This window comes from Streptacidiphilus sp. EB129 (assembly GCF_041262645.1).
Lineage (GTDB): Bacteria > Actinomycetota > Actinomycetes > Streptomycetales > Streptomycetaceae > Streptacidiphilus.
This window is the reverse complement of the sequence record NZ_JBGCCS010000002.1, coordinates 326,065-341,715: the sequence shown is the minus strand read 5'-3', so window position 1 is coordinate 341,715 and position 15,651 is coordinate 326,065. Positions and strand designations below refer to the sequence as shown.

Here is a 15,651-nt window from a genome sequence, read left to right as displayed (position 1 = left end):
TCCTGCCGACACTGCGGCCCCGTCCCGGACTTCCGGGACGGGGCCGCAGTGGTTGCGCGGTGGTCAGCCCCCGGCGCTCCGCGGTACGAAGGTCCCGGCCGCGGCGGCGGCCGTCGCGGCGGCGGCGGCCAGGTCCGCGTCGGCCTCGGTGAGCGGGTCGGCCATGATGAAGTGCCGGTAGTAGAGCGGCCCCACCAGCTGCTTGAACAGCACTACCGGGTCGGTTCCGGGGGGCAGTTGGCCGCGCTCGACGGCGCGCCGCACCAACGGGGCGACCTGGGCGATGCGTTCGTCGAAGAAACCGTCGATGAAGGTGCGCACCTCGGCCGAGCTCTGGCCGCCGGAGAGCAGGGTCCTGACCGCCGCGGCGCCGGCCCGGCTGCGCACGGTGGCCAGTACCGCCCGGGCCACCAGCCGGAGTTCGTCCGCGACATCCCCTGAGCCGGCGGAGTCGGTCAGCCCGATCCGGCTGTCCGCCGCGTCCTTGAGGGCCTCTCCGAGCAGTTGGTCCTTGGACCCCCAGCGGCGGTAGACCGTGGTCTTGTGGACGCCCGCCCGCGCGGCGATGCTCTCGACGCTGATGTCGTCGAAGCCGAGCAGGGCCACCTCTTCCAGGGCGGCGTCGAACACGGCCTCACGCACGCGTGCTGTGCGGCCCCCGGGCCGTGTGGTGCCGGGCGCCGGGGTCGTCTCGTGGGCGGTCATCTGCACCTACCCCTTATCGCGATTATTAGTTGCATTTGATTCCGGGCTCCACCATACTCGAACCATCGCTAATGCAACTCGTCGTTGCATGTATCGAATGGGGGAGTGACCGATGTCCAACACGGTGACAGCCGGGGAGCAGCAGGCGGGGGCCGGCCGGGACGGGGCCGCGCGGTCCGGAAGCCGGTCGGTGGCGGCGGGTGTGGCCGGGGTGGCGTACCTGGCCTCCTGGGCGGCCGGCCTGGTCGCGATGAGCGTGCGCCCGCTGAACGTGCCGATCGACGCGTCCAGCCCTCAGGTGGTGGCCGGGTACGCGGGTCACCTGGCGGCGGCGACCGTGCAGAACCTCCTGAGCGAGGGGCTGCCCGCGATCGCGCTTGCCGTGGTGGTGCTCTGGCTCGGCCGCGCCGTACCGGCGGGTGCCACGCGTGGCGTCGTGCTGTGGACCGGCATCGCCGCCGTGGCCGTGTCGCTGGCGCAGTGCGTTCTGGGCCTGATGCTCACCGCCTGGGCGCTGCCGGACCACCGGACCGGACTGGCGGGCGGGCTCTTCGTCGCCGTCAACCACCTGGACGGTGTGAAGATGCTGCTGCTCGCCGCCCTCGCCCTGGCCGCCGGACGAGGCGGGGCGCTGCCCCGCTGGGTCGGCGTCGTCGGAGTGGTCCTGGCGCTCTCCCTGGCCGCCTCCGGAATCGGCTATCTGCTGCTGCTCAACGGTCTGGGCGACGCGGCGTTCGTCTCCGGGCCGATCCTGCTGGTCTGGGTCTGTGCGGCGGGCCTGACCGCCCGTCGCCGGTGACTGCTGGGGACTGGTGACCGCCCGTCGCCGCTGACCGCTTGGCCCTGGTGACCACCCGTCGCCGGTGGTCCCGTCGCCCGGCCCCGGGGTTACGCCGGATGGCCGGGTGCGCGGCCTTCTCATCCACGTCGAAGGGTGCGCTTACCGAGGTCTGCTTATCATTCCAGAGCAAGCGCGGGACCCCGGAAGGGCGCGCGCCCCAACCCAAGGAGAACGTGCGCATGGCCCGTCCAGCGGTTCTTGCGGCGTCGCCCGAATCCCCGGGCCTGTCGGTGGCCCGACTGCGGGCGGTCCCGCCGGAGCGGCGGGTCCCGCTGACTGTTTTCGTGACCGTGCTGCTCCTCCTGCTGGTCCAGTGGGCGGCCTTCTTTCCCGGACTGCTCAGCCCGGACTCGTACACCTATGTCTGGGAGGTGACCACCGGCCACTGGATCTCGGACCACTCCATCGCCTACGACGCACTGCTCTGGCTCTCGCTCAAGGGGACGGGAGGCATCTGGGCGCTGACCCTCGCCCAGGCCGTCGCCGCTGCCGCCGTCACCGCCTACACCGCCGGGGGACTGCACCGGCTCGGCGCGCGGGGACGCTGGATCTGGGCGTCGGCGGTGCTGCTGGCGGTACTGCCGTCCACGGCGAGCTTCACCATGTTCGTCTGGAAGGACGTCGCCTTCTCGCTGAGCGCGCTGCTCGCCTTCGGGGCGTGCGTCCACCTGCTGGCACGGTTCCTGGAGGCCCGGCGGACCGGGCAGCGGCCCCGGCCGGCCCGGCTCGACCTGGGGATGCTGGGCCTGGGCTTCGCCGGGCTGGCGCTGTTCCGCAACAACGGCCTGCCGGTGGTCCTGGTCGCCGCGGTGGCGCTGCTGGTCTTCCTGCCGGGGATGCGCAAGGCGGTCCTGCTGGTCACCGCGGCGGCCGTGGCGCTCTACGCCCTGCTGGGGTTCGGGGTCTACCCGGCGGCCGGTGTCCGGTCGCCCCAGGGCGACTCGGTGTACGCACTGAACTTCGTGGAGATCGGCGTCGTCTACAAGGTGGACCCGAGCAGCTTCACTGCCGCTGACCTGCAACTGATGCAGAAGGTTGCCCCGCTGTCGCACTGGCGGCAGGACTCGGACTGCAGCTACGCCGATTCGCTGATGTGGGCGCCGTTCAACCCCGCCGCCGCCAACCGTTACAGCAGCCAACTGCTCGGCCTGTGGGTCCGGGTAGTGGAGCGCACGCCGCTCCAGGTGGTCCGGGCACACCTGTGCATGACCACCGTCGCCTGGCTGCCGATCGCCACCACGGACCGGACGCTGACGTATGTCACGATGCCCACGCCCTCGGGCGGACTGCCCGGCAGCTGGAGCTATCACTCCAACGCGGCGGGGATCACCGGCACCCTGCACGGCAACCCCTACCTCCCGGCGCTGAGGTCCGCTCCGCTGTCGGCGACCCTGCACCGCGAACTGAACCGGGTCTACGTCGACAGCACCCTGCCCTACCCCTCCCGGGTGATCTGGCGCGGCGTGGACTGGTGTTATCTGACCTACGGGATCCTGCTCTTCCTGGCGTGGCGGCGACGGAACCGCGCGCTCTGCGCGCTGCTGGGGGTGAGCCTGGGTCTGCAGCTCACCGTACTGGCAGCGAATCCGTCCCAGCTGGCCCGCTACATGATCGCGCCGGTCTTCATCGGGCTGATGTGCCTGCCGCTGCTCGCCCCCCGGCGCCGGAACGGCCCGCCGTGGTCGACGACGCCGGACCAGGGGACGGCGGACCAGGGCACGGCGGAATAGGGCCGGTCGGCCCGCGAAGGCCGGCCGGACAGGCCCGGGGGCGGGGGCCGCGGAGCGGATGGGTGTCAGCCGCGCGAGACCTCGGGGGTGTGCGCTCGCGCCGTGTCGAGCAGGGCCTGGAGCATGCCGTCGACCAGCGGCCGCGGCCAGCGGCCGGAGGTGGTGAGGGCGCCGATGTGGCGGCGCGGGCTGGGGCCGTGCAGCGGAAGCGTGCTGACCGGTGGCAGGCCGTTGGCCGTGCGGGGGGTGCTGGTCAAGGTGGAGCGGGGGATCAGGCTGATGCCGATGCCTGCCGCCACCAGTGACTGGGCGAAGACGAAGTCGCTGGAGCGGCAGACCACGCGCGGCCGGAATCCGGCGACCGCCGCGTAGTGGGCCAGTGCGGTGCCGGCGACCTGGCAGCCGAGGATCCAGGGCTCGTCGGCGAGATCGGCCAGGGACAGCGAGGCGCGGTCGGCCAGCCGGTGCCCCGGGGGAAGCACGGCCAGCAACGGGTCGCTCAGCAGGGGGGTCCAGCTCAGCTGACCCTCCGGGGCGTAGGGGCCGTCGAAGTGGAAGGTCAGCGCCAGGTCGGTGCTGCCGTCCCGGACATGGGCGATGCTCTGGTCGAGCTCCGCCTCGGTCACGGTGATCTCGATGCCGGAGTGGTCGGCGGTCAGCTGGGCGAGCGCCCCGGGAAGCAGTAGCTGGCCACCCGAACTGAAGGTCTCGATGCACAGACTGCCGCTGCGACCGGTGACCAGCTCGCTGATCCGGGACTGGGCGCCGGCGAGTTCCAGGGCGACCGCGTCCGCGGCCTCGACCATGATCCGACCGGGTTGGGTGAGCTGGACTCCCCGGGTACTGCGCTCCACGACGGGCAGGCCGAGCGACCGCTCCAGCGCGGCGATCTGCTGCGACACCGCGGAGGGAGTGAGCAGCAGTGCGGTGGCGGCCTTGGCGAAGCTGCCCTGCCGGGCGACTTCCCGCAGGATGTGCAGGCGACGGACATCAACCATCAGTTTTCCTTAATGCCACACCAGTAAGTCATCACTTCTGCTGGTGACCCTATCGCCAGCAGGATGGGCCCATGAATCGCCGAGCCTGGCTACTTTTCGCACTGGTGTCCGTGCTGTGGGGCATCCCGTACCTGTTCATCAAGATCGCGGTGCAGGATCTGACGCCGCCGGTCGTGGTGGTCGCGCGCACCGGGATCGCGGCCGCGATCCTGCTGCCGGTGGCCTGGCGCAGTGGTGCGCTGCGTGCCCTGCGCGGACGGGCGCGCAGCATCGTCCTGCTGACGTTCACTCATATCACCGGCCCGTTCCTGTTGATCACCTATGGCGAGACGCACATTCCCTCCTCTCTCACCGCGCTGCTGATCGCCACCCAGCCGGTGCTGATCGCCCTCCTGGCGCTGCGTAGCGGGGACGCCTCGGAGACCGTGCGGGGCAGCCGGGCGGTGGGGCTCGGCGTCGGACTGGTCGGAGTCGCCGCGGTGGTCGGCATCGACCCGAGCGGTGACCGCCACCGCTGGCTGGGAGTGGGTCTGGTGCTGCTGGCGGCCTTGGGCTACAGCGCGGCCGCGCTGCTGGTCAAGAACAGGCTGTCGGACGTGCCGCCGCTCGGCGTGGTCGCGTCGACGATGACGCTGAACACAGTGGTGCTGCTCCCGGTGGCGCTGCTGATGGCGCCGACCCGGCTGCCGAGCGCGAGTGCGGTCGGATCGGTCGCGGTGCTGGGCGTGCTCTGCACGGCGACCGCGTTCCTGGCCTACTACCGGCTGATCGCGGAGGCGGGAGCGGGTCGCGCCTCGCTGATCAACTACGCGGACCCGGTGATCGCGGTGCTGCTCGGGGTGGCCCTGCTGCACGAGGCGCTGCACTGGACCGCGGTCGGCGGTTTCGGGCTGGTTCTGTTCGGCGGCTGGCTCGCCACGAGGCGGCGGGCCGCCGAGGCAGAGGCCGCGGCGGGCACGGAGGTCGTAGCGGACAGGGGAGTGCCGGCCGGAACGGGCGCCGGGGTAGAGGCCGCAGTGGACGCCGGAGGCGCCGAGCCGGCGTCGGTTCAGCTCGCCTGCACCACACCGTGATCCCGCCCGCCGCGCCGGGGTGGCTCGGCGCGGTTCAGACGGCGGCGGGCGTGCCCCCGACCGCCGAGGGGGCTGCCCCCGAGGCAGCCGGGACGGCTTCGACGGCGGGCCGCTGGCCCGGGATCGGCAGCTGCTGCGCCGGTGCCGGGTACGGGGTGGAGATCAGCGTGTACTCCCCGCCCAGGGCCGGTACGTCGATCCCGGTCGGCTCCTGGCCGAGGGCCAGCTGCATCGCGGCCCACGGGAAGTTGACGCCGCAGCGGGACAGCTGGTGCAGTCCGCCGGAGGGACGGGTGTTGATGTCCAGCAGCACCGGTACGCCCTGGTGGTGCCGGAACTGAACATTCGTCAGGTAGGCCAGACCGAAGGTCTCGACCAGCAGCCCGGCCGGCTCCAGGTACGCCGGGTCGAGGGTGAAACCGCGGCGGCGGCCCTCCTTGCTGCGGCCGATCGCAGCGCGCAGCCGGCCGTCCGGACCGGCCAGGCAGTCCACCGACACCTCGGGGCCGGCCAGATGCGGCATCACCAGCCAGTCCACCGGCCGCTCCTCCGGATCGGCGTCCAGAGCCTGCACCACCTGGTCCACCGACACCGTCCAGCTGGGCGCGCCGGCCAGCCTGGCCAGCGAGAACGGCGTGCGCGACAGCATCCGGAAGCCCTCGCCGCCCGCGCCGGTGACCGGCTTGAGGCAGGCCGCCCCGCCGTCCGCCTCGATCTGCTCGACCGCGTGCAGCAGTTCCGCGGAGTTCCGCACCCGCCACCACGGTGGTACCGGCAGGCCCACCGCCGCCAGCTCCTGGTAGGCCGCGGCCTTGTCGGCGAACAGCTCGATCGCCGCGGCCGGCGGGCTGAGCACGGTCGTGCCCACGGCCGTGAAGTCCTGCTGCCGGGCCGCCACCGCGTGCTGGTGCAGTCGGGGCAGGAACAGCTCGATGCCGTGCCGCGTGCAGTAGTCCAGCGCGAACTCGACGTACGCCGCCGGGGAGAGCCGGTCCGGTTCCAGTGAGGACACGTCGGCGGCCCGCAGCACCGGCGAGTCGGCATCGACGTGCGTGGCGTGCACGTCGAGGGCGATCCCGTCGCGGTTCTCCCGCAACAGCCCGATGAAGAAGGCGTTCTCGGCGTAGGTGCGGTTCAGCCAGATGCGCAGCGGGTGGTTCACAGCGGTGTCTCCAGGACGAAGGCCGGCAGGGCGGGGGGAGGCTTCGTGGTGACACTGGTCCACGGCATGCGCGAGGGCGGCGTCGCGTGCCGTGGCCGTGGTCGGGTGCGACCGGACGTGCTGCGGGGGCTGGGATACCCGCGCCGCGTGGGTCGTGGGCGTATCAGATCACGCCGGGGGGTGGTTGCGCGAGTGGCGGCGACGCCATCGTCCGGTGCGACATCCGTTGTTAACACAGGACGCCGGGGCCGGCCCCCGAGCGGCTGCTTTCCGGCAGTCGCCCGGCCCTTGTCCGGCCCCCGCACTGGGCCCCCGCCCGGTCCTGCGTCAGCTCTTCCCGGTGGGGAAGTCCTCCTCGCGGAACTCGGTGAATCCGGCGGGGTCGCCCTGCTCCCGGCCGCGCAGTTCGACCCGCCGGATCTTCCCGGAGACGGTCTTCGGGAGTTCGGCGAACTCCAGCCGCCGCACCCGCTTGTAGGGGGCGAGCCGCTCGCGGGCGAAGGCCAGGATGTCGCGCGCCGTCTCGGCGGTCGGCTGGTGTCCCGGCGCCGGCACCACATAGGCCTTGGGGACGGACAGCCGGACCGGGTCGGGCGCCGGCACCACGGCGGCCTCGGCCACCGCCGGGTGCTCCATCAGCACGCTCTCCAGCTCGAACGGCGAGATGCGGTAGTCGGAGGACTTGAACACGTCGTCGGTCCGGCCGACGTAGGTGACATAGCCGTCGGAGTCGCGGAAGGCCACGTCACCGGTGTGGTAGAAACCACCGGCCGTGGCCTCGGCCTGCCGGGCGGGGTCGTCCTGATAGCCCGTCATCAGGCCGAGCGGCGCGCTGTCCAGCGGCAGGCACAGCTCGCCCTCGGCGCCGTCGGCGGTGACCACGTCGCCGGTCAGCGGGTCGACCAGGGCGATCGTGTAGCCGGGCAGTGGCAGCCCCATCGAGCCCGGCTTCACCGCCAGCCCGGGCGGGTTGCCGATCTGCGCCGTGGTCTCCGTCTGCCCGAACCCGTCCCGCAGCAGCACGCCCCAGGCGTCGCGGACCCGTTCGATGATCTCCGGGTTCAGCGGCTCGCCCGCGCCCACGAGTTCGCGGACCGCCACCTTCCACCGCGTCAGGTCCTCCAGCACCAGCATCCGCCAGACCGTGGGCGGCGCGCAGAAGGAGGTCGCGCCGTACCGCACCATCGCGTCCAGCAGCGGAACGGCGGCGAAACGCGGCTGATTGACGATCAGGATCTCCGAGCCGGCGTTCCAGGGGGCGAAGAAGTTGCTCCAGGCGTGCTTGGCCCATCCGGGTGAGGAGACGTTGAGGTGGACGTCGCCGGGGCGCAGCCCGATCCAGTACATCGTGGAGAGGTGCCCGACCGGGTACGAACGGTGGGTGTGCTGGACCAGCTTGGGGCTGCTGGTGGTCCCGGAGGTGAAGTAGAGCAGCAGCGGGTCCTCGGCGCGGGTGACGCCCTCCGGGGTGAACCGGCCGCCGTCGTGGTCGTGCGAGTCCTCGTAGCGCAGCCAGCCCCCGGGTACGGGAGAGCCGTCAGCTCCGCCCGCGCCGACCGCGATCCCGGTCCAGTCCCCGGGGACCCCGGCGAAGCCTCCGGTCAGTGCCGCCTCGGCGACCACGAAGCGGACCGCGCCCCGGGCCACCCGGTCGGCCAGGTCGGCGGGGGAGAGCAGGGTACTCGCGGGGATGACCACCGCGCCGAGCTTGATCGCGGCGAGCATGGTCTCCCACAGCGCGACCCGGTTGCCGAGCAGCAGCAGAAGCCGGTCGCCGCGCCGCACGCCGTGCGCCCGGAGCCAGTTGGCGACCTGGTCGGAGCGGGCGCTGAGCTCGGCGAAGGTCAGCGCGGTCTCGGCCCGGACCGCGCCGTCGGCGGCGAGGTCGATGACCCGCAGTGCCACCGCGTCATTGCCCTCGGCCTCACGGTCGAACCAGTCCAGCGCCCAGTTGAAGTGCTCGGCGGTCGGCCGGGTGAAGGCCCGTGCGGCGGTCAGGTCGCCGCGCCGGGCCAGCAGTTCGTCCCTGGCCGCCCTGAACTCCTCGTAGGCAGCACTGGCACTGTTCCCGACCACGGCGCTCTCCTCCCCGGTCCCGCCCCGTCGCGGGTCCGCCTGCCGCACGGTGGCAGCAGCGCGCCCGGGCGGTCAAGCCCCCACGCGGGCCGGGCGTCAGGCCGGGGGAAGCTCGTCCAGGCCCTCGGCGACCAGCTTCGCCAGGCGGTCCAGCGCGGCGTCCGCCCCTTCGGCGTCGGAGGCCAGCACGATCTCCTCGCCGCCCTCCGCGCCCAGGCCGAGCAGCGCCAGCATCGAGGCGGCGTTCACCGGGGTGCCGCCGACCTTGGCGATGGTCACCGGCACGCCGACGGAACCCGCCGCGCGGACGAAGACGGCGGCCGGACGGGCGTGCAGGCCCTCGGGCCAGCCGACGGTGACGGTGCGCTCAGCCATGGGGAGGTGCCTTTCGCTGTGACTCCGGGAAGCGTGGACCGGATCATGCTGATCCGAGTTGTCTAGACCATTCTCGCACGTTCTCGACCGGCGTCGTCCCGCTCGCCCCACCTTGCCCGGACCCGTCCGCACCCGCACCCCGAATCCCGCACCGCGACGTAATCTGGCCGTTGTGACCGAAACGCAGGACCCGGCGCCCCGCTACCCCTCCCACTGGGAGGCCGACATCGTCCTGCGCGACGGCGGGACCGCCCAGATCCGTCCGCTCACCCCGGACGACGCGGCCCGGCTGGTCGCCTTCTACACCGAGGTCTCGGACCAGTCGAAGTACTACCGCTTCTTCGCCCCCTACCCCCGGCTCTCCGACCGTGACGTGCGGCGGTTCACCCACCACGACTACGTGAACCGGGTCGGCCTGGCCGTCCTGGTCCGTGACGAGATCATCGCCACGGTCCGCTTCGACCGGATCGACGAGACCGGCAGGCCCGCCGAGTCCGGCACCGACGCCGAGGTGGCCTTCCTGGTCCAGGACGCCCACCAGGGCCGCGGCATCGCCTCCGCGCTGCTGGAGCACATCGCCGCGGTGGCCCGCGAGCGCGGCATCCGCCGCTTCATCGCCGAGGTGCTGCCCGACAACCGCACCATGGGCAAGGTCTTCACCGACGCCGGATACACCCAGCACCGCAGCTTCGCCGACGGCGTGATGCACTTCGAGCTGGACCTGGAGCCCACCGAGCAGTCGCTCGCGGTGATGCGCTCCCGTGAACACCGCGCCGAGGCCAGGTCCACCCAACGCCTGCTCGCGCCGGGCTCGGTCGCGGTGATCGGCGCCGGACGCGACCCGCTCGGGGTGGGCCGCAGCGTGCTGCGCAACCTGCTGGCCGCCGGATTCACCGGCCGGCTTCAGGCGGTGAACCGCAACGCCGAGGCGACCGAGCTGGACGGCGTCCCGGTCCGGCGCAGCCTCGCGGAGCTGCCGGACCGGGTGGACCTCGCGGTCATCGCGGTGCCCGCCGAGCAGGTCCCCGCCGTGGTCGCCGAGTGCGGCGCGCAGGGGGTCCAGGGGCTGGTCGTGGTCACCGCCGGGTACGCCGAGACCGGGATCACCGGCCGGGCCCGCCAGCGCGACCTGGTCCGGCAGGCCCGTGCCGCCGGGATGAGGGTGATCGGCCCCAACGCCTTCGGGCTGATCAACACCGACCCGGCGGTACTGCTGAACGCGTCGCTCTCACCCCAGCTGCCGGCCCGCGGCCCGCTGGGGGTGTTCAGCCAGTCCGGCGCGATCGGGGCCGCGCTGCTGGAGGCCTCGCACCGGCGCGGCCTCGGCCTGTCCAGCTTCGCCTCGGCCGGCAACCGCGCCGACGTCTCCGGCAACGACCTGCTGCAGTACTGGGAGGAGGACCAGGCCACCCGGGTGGTGCTGCTCTACCTGGAGTCCTTCGGCAACCCGCGCAAGTTCAGCCGGATCGCGCGCCGGGTCGCCGCGGCCAAGCCGATCGTGGTGATCAAGGGCGGCCGGCACACCGGCAGCGTCCCGGCCGGTCACGCGGCGGCCGTCCCCAGGATCGACGACAGCACCGCGGACACCCTGTTCGCCCAGGCCGGGGTGACCCGGGTGGACACCATCACCGAGCTCTACGACACCGCCGACCTGTTCGCCCACCAGCCACTGCCGCGCGGTGACCGGATCGCCATCGTCGGCAACTCCGACTCGCTGGGCCTGCTCACCCATGACGCGGCCCTCAGCGCGGGGCTGCACCCGCTGCTGCCGCGCGACCTCACCACCGGCGCCACCCCGGAGGACCTCACCGCGGGCCTCGGCGAGGCGATCGACAGCCCGGACAACGACACCGTGGTCGCCGTGGTCATCCCGCCCATCGGCGCCGGCGGCTTCCCCCGCTTCCCCGGCTCCGGCCTGCTGACCCCGTCGGCGCCGCCCGTCGGGCCCGCCGGTGAGCCCGCCGGGGTCGCCCCGGCCGTCGAGGCGGCGCCGTTCGCCGCCGCGCTGTCGGCTGCGGCCGAGCGGGCTGCGGCCGCCGGCAAGCCGCTGCTGCTGATCCATCTCGCCCTGCCCGAGCTCGCCGCGCGCCTCAGCGGCGCGGTGCCGGGCTACCCGCGCCCCGAGCGCGCGGTGCGGGCCCTGGCCCACGCCACCCGCTACGCGGCCTGGCGCCGGGGCAGCGCCGACACCGGCCGGATCCCCGACCTCGACCGGATCGCCGAGGCGCCGGCGCGCCGCCAGGTCGCGGACGCGCTGCTCGCCACGACGGCGGTCGACCTGGACGAGGCCGCCACCGCGACCCTGCTCGGCCACTACGGGATCGACGTGCGGCGCACCCTCCCCGCGCCGGACGAGGACACCGCCGCCCGCGCCGCCGCCGTCCTCGGCTACCCGGTGGCGCTGAAGGCCACCAGTCCGGGCCTGCGGCACCGTCCGGACCTGGGGTCGGTCCGGCTCGACCTGGCCGACGAGCACGAGCTGCGCCGCGCCCATCAGGACACCACCGCCCTGCTCGGGCCGGACGCCGGGCTGGTGGTCCAGGCGATGACCGCGCGCGGCGTCGACACCACCGTCTCCGCCACCGTCGAGCCCGCGGTCGGCGCGATCCTCTCCTTCGGGCTCGCCGGGGCCGCCTCCGAACTCCTCGGCGACCTCGCCCACCGGCTGATCCCCGCCACCGATCGCGACGTCGCCGGGCTGATCCGGGAGATCAAGGCGGCCCCGCTGCTGTTCGGCTGGCGCGGGGCGGAGCCGGTGCACACCGACGCCCTGGAGGAACTGCTGCTGCGGGTGTCCCAGCTGGTCGACGACATCCCCGAGGTCGCCGCGGTCGACCTGGAACCCGTCGTGGTCGCCCCGCACGGGGTCGCCGTCCTCGGCGCGTCGGTGCGGCTGGCCCGGCTGCCCGCCCGCACCGACCTCGGCCCGCGCACCCTCGGCTGAGCACGGCTGTTCGCCGCCTGTTCCCCGCCACGGCGGTTCGGACGGCCCGGCGACCGCCGCCGCGACCGGCCTCGCCGTCCCGGGGAACCCGTGGCGCGATGGCGCGCGGTGTCACCAGTACGTGCCAGGATGGAGCCATGGCGAAGACCGGTACGACCACCACCCAGGGGCTGCGCTCCGCGATCGAGCGCAGCGGCTACTACCCGACCCTCGTCAGCGAGGCTGTGGAGTCGGCCGTCGGCGTCGAGCCGATCTCCGCCTTCCTGGTCCACCAGGAGACCACCTTCGACGCCAACGAGGTGCGTCGGCACGTCACCGTGCTGGTGCTCACCGACAGCCGATTCATCGTCAGCCACACCGACGAGCAGGGCGCCGACGACTCCTCCCCGGTGCCGTACGCGACCACCTCGACCGAGAGCGTCCGGATCGACCGGATCTCCTCGGTGGTGGTCAGCCGCGTGGTCGCCAACCCCGAGACCTACACCAGGGGCACGCTGCCGCGCGAGGTGGTGCTCACCATCGGCTGGGGCGCGGTGTCCCGGATCGACCTGGAGCCCGCCGCCTGCGGTGACCCCAACTGCGAGGCGGACCACGGCTACACCGGCTCCGCCACCGCCGACGACCTGTCGCTGCGGGTCAGCGAGGCGGGCGACGGCCCGGAGACGGTGGCGCAGGCGCTGTCCTTCGCCCACGCCCTGTCCGAGGCCACGGTGGCCGCAGGCGCCTGAGCGCGGCCGGCCGGACAGCGGCCCGGCGGCGATCACGCCCGCACCCGACGCCCCGGGCCGCATCACCCCCGCACCGTGTCTGCCCCATGCCTCCTGCCCCCCGCTTGCCCCACGCTTTCTCCCTGCCGCCGCCGACGCCACCGACGAAGACCTGATGACGAATCCCGTACTGCTCGACCCTGCCACCGCGCCCGTGCCCGCCTACGGCCGCGCCTCGCTCTCGGACCTGTTCCCCGCCGTCGCCGGCGGCCTCGGGGTGCCGAACGTCCCGGCCACCGGGCTGGTGCTGCCACCGGCGGACCGCGTCTGCGTGCTGCTGGTGGACGGCCTGGGCTGGGAGCAACTGCGCGCGCATCCGGCCGAGGCGCCCTTCCTGACCTCGCTGCTGCCGAGCTCGCTGGCCGGCACCGGGCAGCCGTTCACGGCCGGGTTCCCGGCCACCACCGCCACCAGCCTCGCTTCGGTCGGCACCGGTCTGCCGCCGGGCGAACACGGCCTGGCCGGGTACACCGTGCGGATACCGGGTGAGCGCCGGCTGATGAACCAGCTGCGCTGGCAGCCGCATGTCAGCCCGCGGTCCTGGCAGCCGCACCCGACCGTCTTCCAGGCGGCCGACCGCGCCGGGGTGGCCACCTACCAGGTCTCCTCGCCGAAGTTCGAGTACACGCCGCTCACCGAGGTCGCCCTCTCCGGCGGCAGCTTCCTGGGCCGGCTGCCGGGCGAGGAGCGGATGGACCTGGCCGCCGAGCGGCTCGGCTCCGCCGACCGCACCCTGGTCTACACGTACTACAGCGAGGTCGACGGGATGGGCCACCGCTACGGCGTGGACTCCGACGCCTGGCGCGGCCAGCTGATGATGGTCGACCGGCTGGCCCAGCGGCTGGCGGAGCAGCTGCCGCCGCGGTCGGTGCTCTACGTCACCGCCGACCACGGCATGGTCGACATCGCGGCGCGGGACCGGGTCGACTTCGACGAGGACCCGGAGCTGCGGGCCGGCGTCGCACTGCTCGGCGGCGAGGGCCGGGCCCGGCACGTCTACACCCTGCCCGGGGCCGAGGCCGACGTGCTCGCGGTCTGGCGCGCGCGGCTGGGTGCGCGGATGTGGGTGGCCGGCCGGGACGAGGCCATCGCGGCGGGCTGGTTCGGCCCCCGGGTCGAGGACCGGGTCTACGAGCGGATCGGCGACGTGGTCGCGGCGGCGCACGGCGACATCGCCGTGATCGCCACCCGGCGCGAGCCGGGGGAGTCGGCGATGATCGGTCTGCACGGCTCGCTGGCTCCGGCCGAGCAACTGGTCCCGCTGCTCGAAGTCCGGCGCTGAGCCGCCGCGACACACGCGACAGCCCCGCGCGGAACCCGCCGCGCGCACCCCACCGACCGCACGAAAGGTGTGCCCCCTTCTCATGGCTGAGCTGGTCTTCTTCTCCGGGACGATGGACTGCGGCAAGTCCACCCTCGCCCTCCAGATGGACCACAACCACGCCGCGCGCGGTCGTCAGGGCCTGATCTTCACCCGCAACGACCGCGCGGGCGCGGCCACCCTGTCCAGCCGCCTCGGACTGGCCACCGAGGCGGTCGAGGTCGGCGACGGCCTGGACTTCCACGCCCATGTGGTGGCCGAGCTCTCGGCCGGGGGCCGGTGCGACTACCTGATCTGCGACGAGGCACAGTTCTTCACGACCGATCAGGTCGACCAGCTGGCCCGGGTCGTGGACGACCTGGGAGTGGACGTGTTCACCTTCGGCATCACCACCGACTTCCGCACCCGGCTCTTCCCCGGCTCGCAGCGGCTGATCGAACTGGCCGACCGGGTGGAGGTGCTGCAGGTCGAGGCGCTGTGCTGGTGCGGTGCCCGGGCCACGCACAACGCGCGCACCGTGGGCGGGGTGATGGTGGTCGAGGGGGCCCAGGTGGTCGTCGGCGACGTGGCCGCCGGCAGCGACGAGATCGGGTACGAGGTGCTGTGCCGCCGGCACCATCGGCGCCGGACCACCGCGGCCACCTCAGGATCGGGCGCGCTCTCACCCGACGTACTGCCGTTCGAGCCCCAGCACTCGCGCTGACGGGGTTCCCGGCAATGATGCTGACGACGCGTCAGTCGGGGAGCCGGACCACGGCGAAGGGGCCGTCCTCGGTGTCGCGCAGCAGTGCGATCCGCCCGTACGGGGAGTCCGCCGGGGCGCTCTCGACCCGTCCGCCGAGGGCCACCGCCCGCGCCGCGGTGTCGTCGGCGTCCGTCACCGCGAAGAACACCCGCCAGCGCGGCCGCTCGGCGGTCGCGGGGGCCTGTCGGATCCCCGCCACGGTGTGGCCGCCGACCTTGAGCACCACATGGTCCTCGAAGCGCTCGACCTGCGCGCGTCCCGTCTCCACCGCGGCGGAGCCGAACGTCCCGGCGTAGAAGCGCGCGGCGCCGGTCGCCGCCGGGGTGGACAGCTCGGACCAGGCAACCGCTCCGGGCTCGCGCTGCCGCCGGAAGCCGGGGTGGTCACGGCCCTGCCAGACGCCGAACACCGCTCCGTCCAGGTCGGCGGCCACCACCAGGCGCCCAGCGCTGTCGGAGTCCAGCGGCCCCAGCGCCACGGTTCCGCCGTGCTCGCGGACCCGCTGGGCGGCCTCGTCGGCGTCGTCCGCGGCGAAGTAGGTGATCCAGTCGGCCGGGCGCTCCGCCCCGGGGGGCATCACCCCGAGCCCGGCCACCGGCAGGCCGCCCAGCAGCGCCCGCACGTAGGGGCCCAGGTCCTCGGGACCGGGGGTGAAGGTCCACCCCAGCAGCGCGCCGTAGAAGCGCTCGGCGGCGCCCAGGTCGTGCGTCAGCAGGCTCACCCAGCAGGGCGTGCCCTGTGCGTGCCGCAGTTCCGTGCCGGTCACGGCGACCTCCGGTCAGGGAGACGGGTTCGCGGATCGATCGGCGTCCACGAGAGTCCACGCCGATGGTGCCACCATCGGCGGTCCGCCGCGCCCCGACGTACCGGGACGGCCCGGTGAATCCGTACGAACGGCCTGCCCGGATCCGCGA

The 15,651-nt window shown here is 73.5% G+C and carries 13 protein-coding genes; 7 read left to right on the top strand and 6 right to left on the bottom strand.

All coding sequences use genetic code 11. The features are described from left to right. Positions 1–63: 63 nt before the first annotated feature. Positions 64–705 carry a TetR/AcrR family transcriptional regulator gene (locus tag ABH925_RS03755; protein ID WP_370145309.1) on the bottom strand — a complete coding sequence of 214 codons (642 nt, stop codon included), beginning with the start codon at positions 703–705 and terminating at the stop codon, positions 64–66. A 112-nt stretch (positions 706–817) separates the two neighbouring features. Between ABH925_RS03755 and ABH925_RS03750 the strand changes: the two genes are divergently transcribed. Both ABH925_RS03750 and ABH925_RS03745 read left to right on the top strand, forming a co-directional pair. Continuing rightward, complete coding sequence (locus tag ABH925_RS03750) at positions 818–1,504, top strand: hypothetical protein (RefSeq protein ID WP_370145308.1); 687 nt, start codon at positions 818–820, stop codon at positions 1,502–1,504. A 221-nt stretch (positions 1,505–1,725) separates the two neighbouring features. Further along, positions 1,726–3,276 carry a DUF6020 family protein gene (locus tag ABH925_RS03745; protein ID WP_370145307.1) on the top strand — a complete coding sequence of 517 codons (1,551 nt, stop codon included), beginning with the start codon at positions 1,726–1,728 and terminating at the stop codon, positions 3,274–3,276. 65 nt (positions 3,277–3,341) lie between these two features. On the opposite strand, the gene ABH925_RS03740 is transcribed toward ABH925_RS03745, so the two are convergent. Beyond that, the gene (locus ABH925_RS03740; RefSeq protein WP_370145306.1) at positions 3,342–4,274 is read right to left on the bottom strand and encodes a LysR family transcriptional regulator; all 933 of its coding nucleotides are present in this window, start codon (positions 4,272–4,274) and stop codon (positions 3,342–3,344) included. Between the two features lie 71 nt (positions 4,275–4,345). On the opposite strand from ABH925_RS03740, the gene ABH925_RS03735 reads away from it, so the two are divergent. Next, on the top strand, positions 4,346–5,347 hold the full coding sequence (locus tag ABH925_RS03735; protein ID WP_370145305.1) for a DMT family transporter: 1,002 nt from the start codon (positions 4,346–4,348) through the stop codon (positions 5,345–5,347). 34 nt (positions 5,348–5,381) lie between these two features. Here the strand turns inward: ABH925_RS03735 and ABH925_RS03730 are convergent, their stop codons facing one another. From ABH925_RS03730 to ABH925_RS03720, 3 genes are all read right to left on the bottom strand, one after another. Continuing rightward, positions 5,382–6,509 carry an ATP-grasp domain-containing protein gene (locus ABH925_RS03730; protein ID WP_370145304.1) on the bottom strand — a complete coding sequence of 376 codons (1,128 nt, stop codon included), beginning with the start codon at positions 6,507–6,509 and terminating at the stop codon, positions 5,382–5,384. Between the two features lie 327 nt (positions 6,510–6,836). Then, on the bottom strand, positions 6,837–8,585 hold the full coding sequence (locus ABH925_RS03725) for an AMP-binding protein (protein ID WP_370145303.1): 1,749 nt from the start codon (positions 8,583–8,585) through the stop codon (positions 6,837–6,839). A gap of 96 nt (positions 8,586–8,681) precedes the next feature. Further along, entirely contained in the window at positions 8,682–8,960 is a 279-nt protein-coding gene (locus tag ABH925_RS03720; protein WP_370145302.1) for an HPr family phosphocarrier protein, read from the bottom strand. Positions 8,961–9,132: 172 nt separating this feature from the next. Between ABH925_RS03720 and ABH925_RS03715 the strand changes: the two genes are divergently transcribed. From ABH925_RS03715 to ABH925_RS03700, 4 genes are all read left to right on the top strand, one after another. Beyond that, positions 9,133–11,904 (top strand): GNAT family N-acetyltransferase, encoded by a 2,772-nt coding sequence (locus ABH925_RS03715; RefSeq protein WP_370145301.1) that lies wholly within the window; start codon positions 9,133–9,135, stop codon positions 11,902–11,904. A 137-nt stretch (positions 11,905–12,041) separates the two neighbouring features. After that, positions 12,042–12,632: a DUF5998 family protein gene (locus tag ABH925_RS03710; protein ID WP_370145300.1), complete on the top strand. Its 591-nt coding sequence runs from the start codon at positions 12,042–12,044 to the stop codon at positions 12,630–12,632. A gap of 154 nt (positions 12,633–12,786) precedes the next feature. Further along, complete coding sequence (locus tag ABH925_RS03705) at positions 12,787–13,953, top strand: alkaline phosphatase family protein (protein WP_370145299.1); 1,167 nt, start codon at positions 12,787–12,789, stop codon at positions 13,951–13,953. A gap of 82 nt (positions 13,954–14,035) precedes the next feature. After that, positions 14,036–14,695 carry a thymidine kinase gene (locus ABH925_RS03700; RefSeq protein ID WP_370145298.1) on the top strand — a complete coding sequence of 220 codons (660 nt, stop codon included), beginning with the start codon at positions 14,036–14,038 and terminating at the stop codon, positions 14,693–14,695. Positions 14,696–14,726: 31 nt separating this feature from the next. Here ABH925_RS03700 and ABH925_RS03695 read toward each other — a convergent pair whose 3' ends face one another. Beyond that, entirely contained in the window at positions 14,727–15,503 is a 777-nt protein-coding gene (locus ABH925_RS03695; RefSeq protein ID WP_370145297.1) for a VOC family protein, read from the bottom strand. Between the last annotated feature and the right edge of the window lie 148 nt (positions 15,504–15,651).

Excerpts from the sequence above, each read along its gene's own strand:
- ABH925_RS03755 (WP_370145309.1), bottom strand. The coding sequence starts at position 705 with ATGACCGCCCACGAGACGACCCCGGCGCCCGGCACCACACGGCCCGGG.
- ABH925_RS03750 (WP_370145308.1), top strand. The coding sequence starts at position 818 with ATGTCCAACACGGTGACAGCCGGGGAGCAGCAGGCGGGGGCCGGCCGG.
- ABH925_RS03745 (WP_370145307.1), top strand. The coding sequence starts at position 1,726 with ATGGCCCGTCCAGCGGTTCTTGCGGCGTCGCCCGAATCCCCGGGCCTG.
- ABH925_RS03740 (WP_370145306.1), bottom strand. The coding sequence starts at position 4,274 with ATGGTTGATGTCCGTCGCCTGCACATCCTGCGGGAAGTCGCCCGGCAG.
- ABH925_RS03735 (WP_370145305.1), top strand. The coding sequence starts at position 4,346 with ATGAATCGCCGAGCCTGGCTACTTTTCGCACTGGTGTCCGTGCTGTGG.
- ABH925_RS03720 (WP_370145302.1), bottom strand. The coding sequence starts at position 8,960 with ATGGCTGAGCGCACCGTCACCGTCGGCTGGCCCGAGGGCCTGCACGCC.
- ABH925_RS03710 (WP_370145300.1), top strand. The coding sequence starts at position 12,042 with ATGGCGAAGACCGGTACGACCACCACCCAGGGGCTGCGCTCCGCGATC.
- ABH925_RS03705 (WP_370145299.1), top strand. The coding sequence starts at position 12,787 with ATGACGAATCCCGTACTGCTCGACCCTGCCACCGCGCCCGTGCCCGCC.
- ABH925_RS03700 (WP_370145298.1), top strand. The coding sequence starts at position 14,036 with ATGGCTGAGCTGGTCTTCTTCTCCGGGACGATGGACTGCGGCAAGTCC.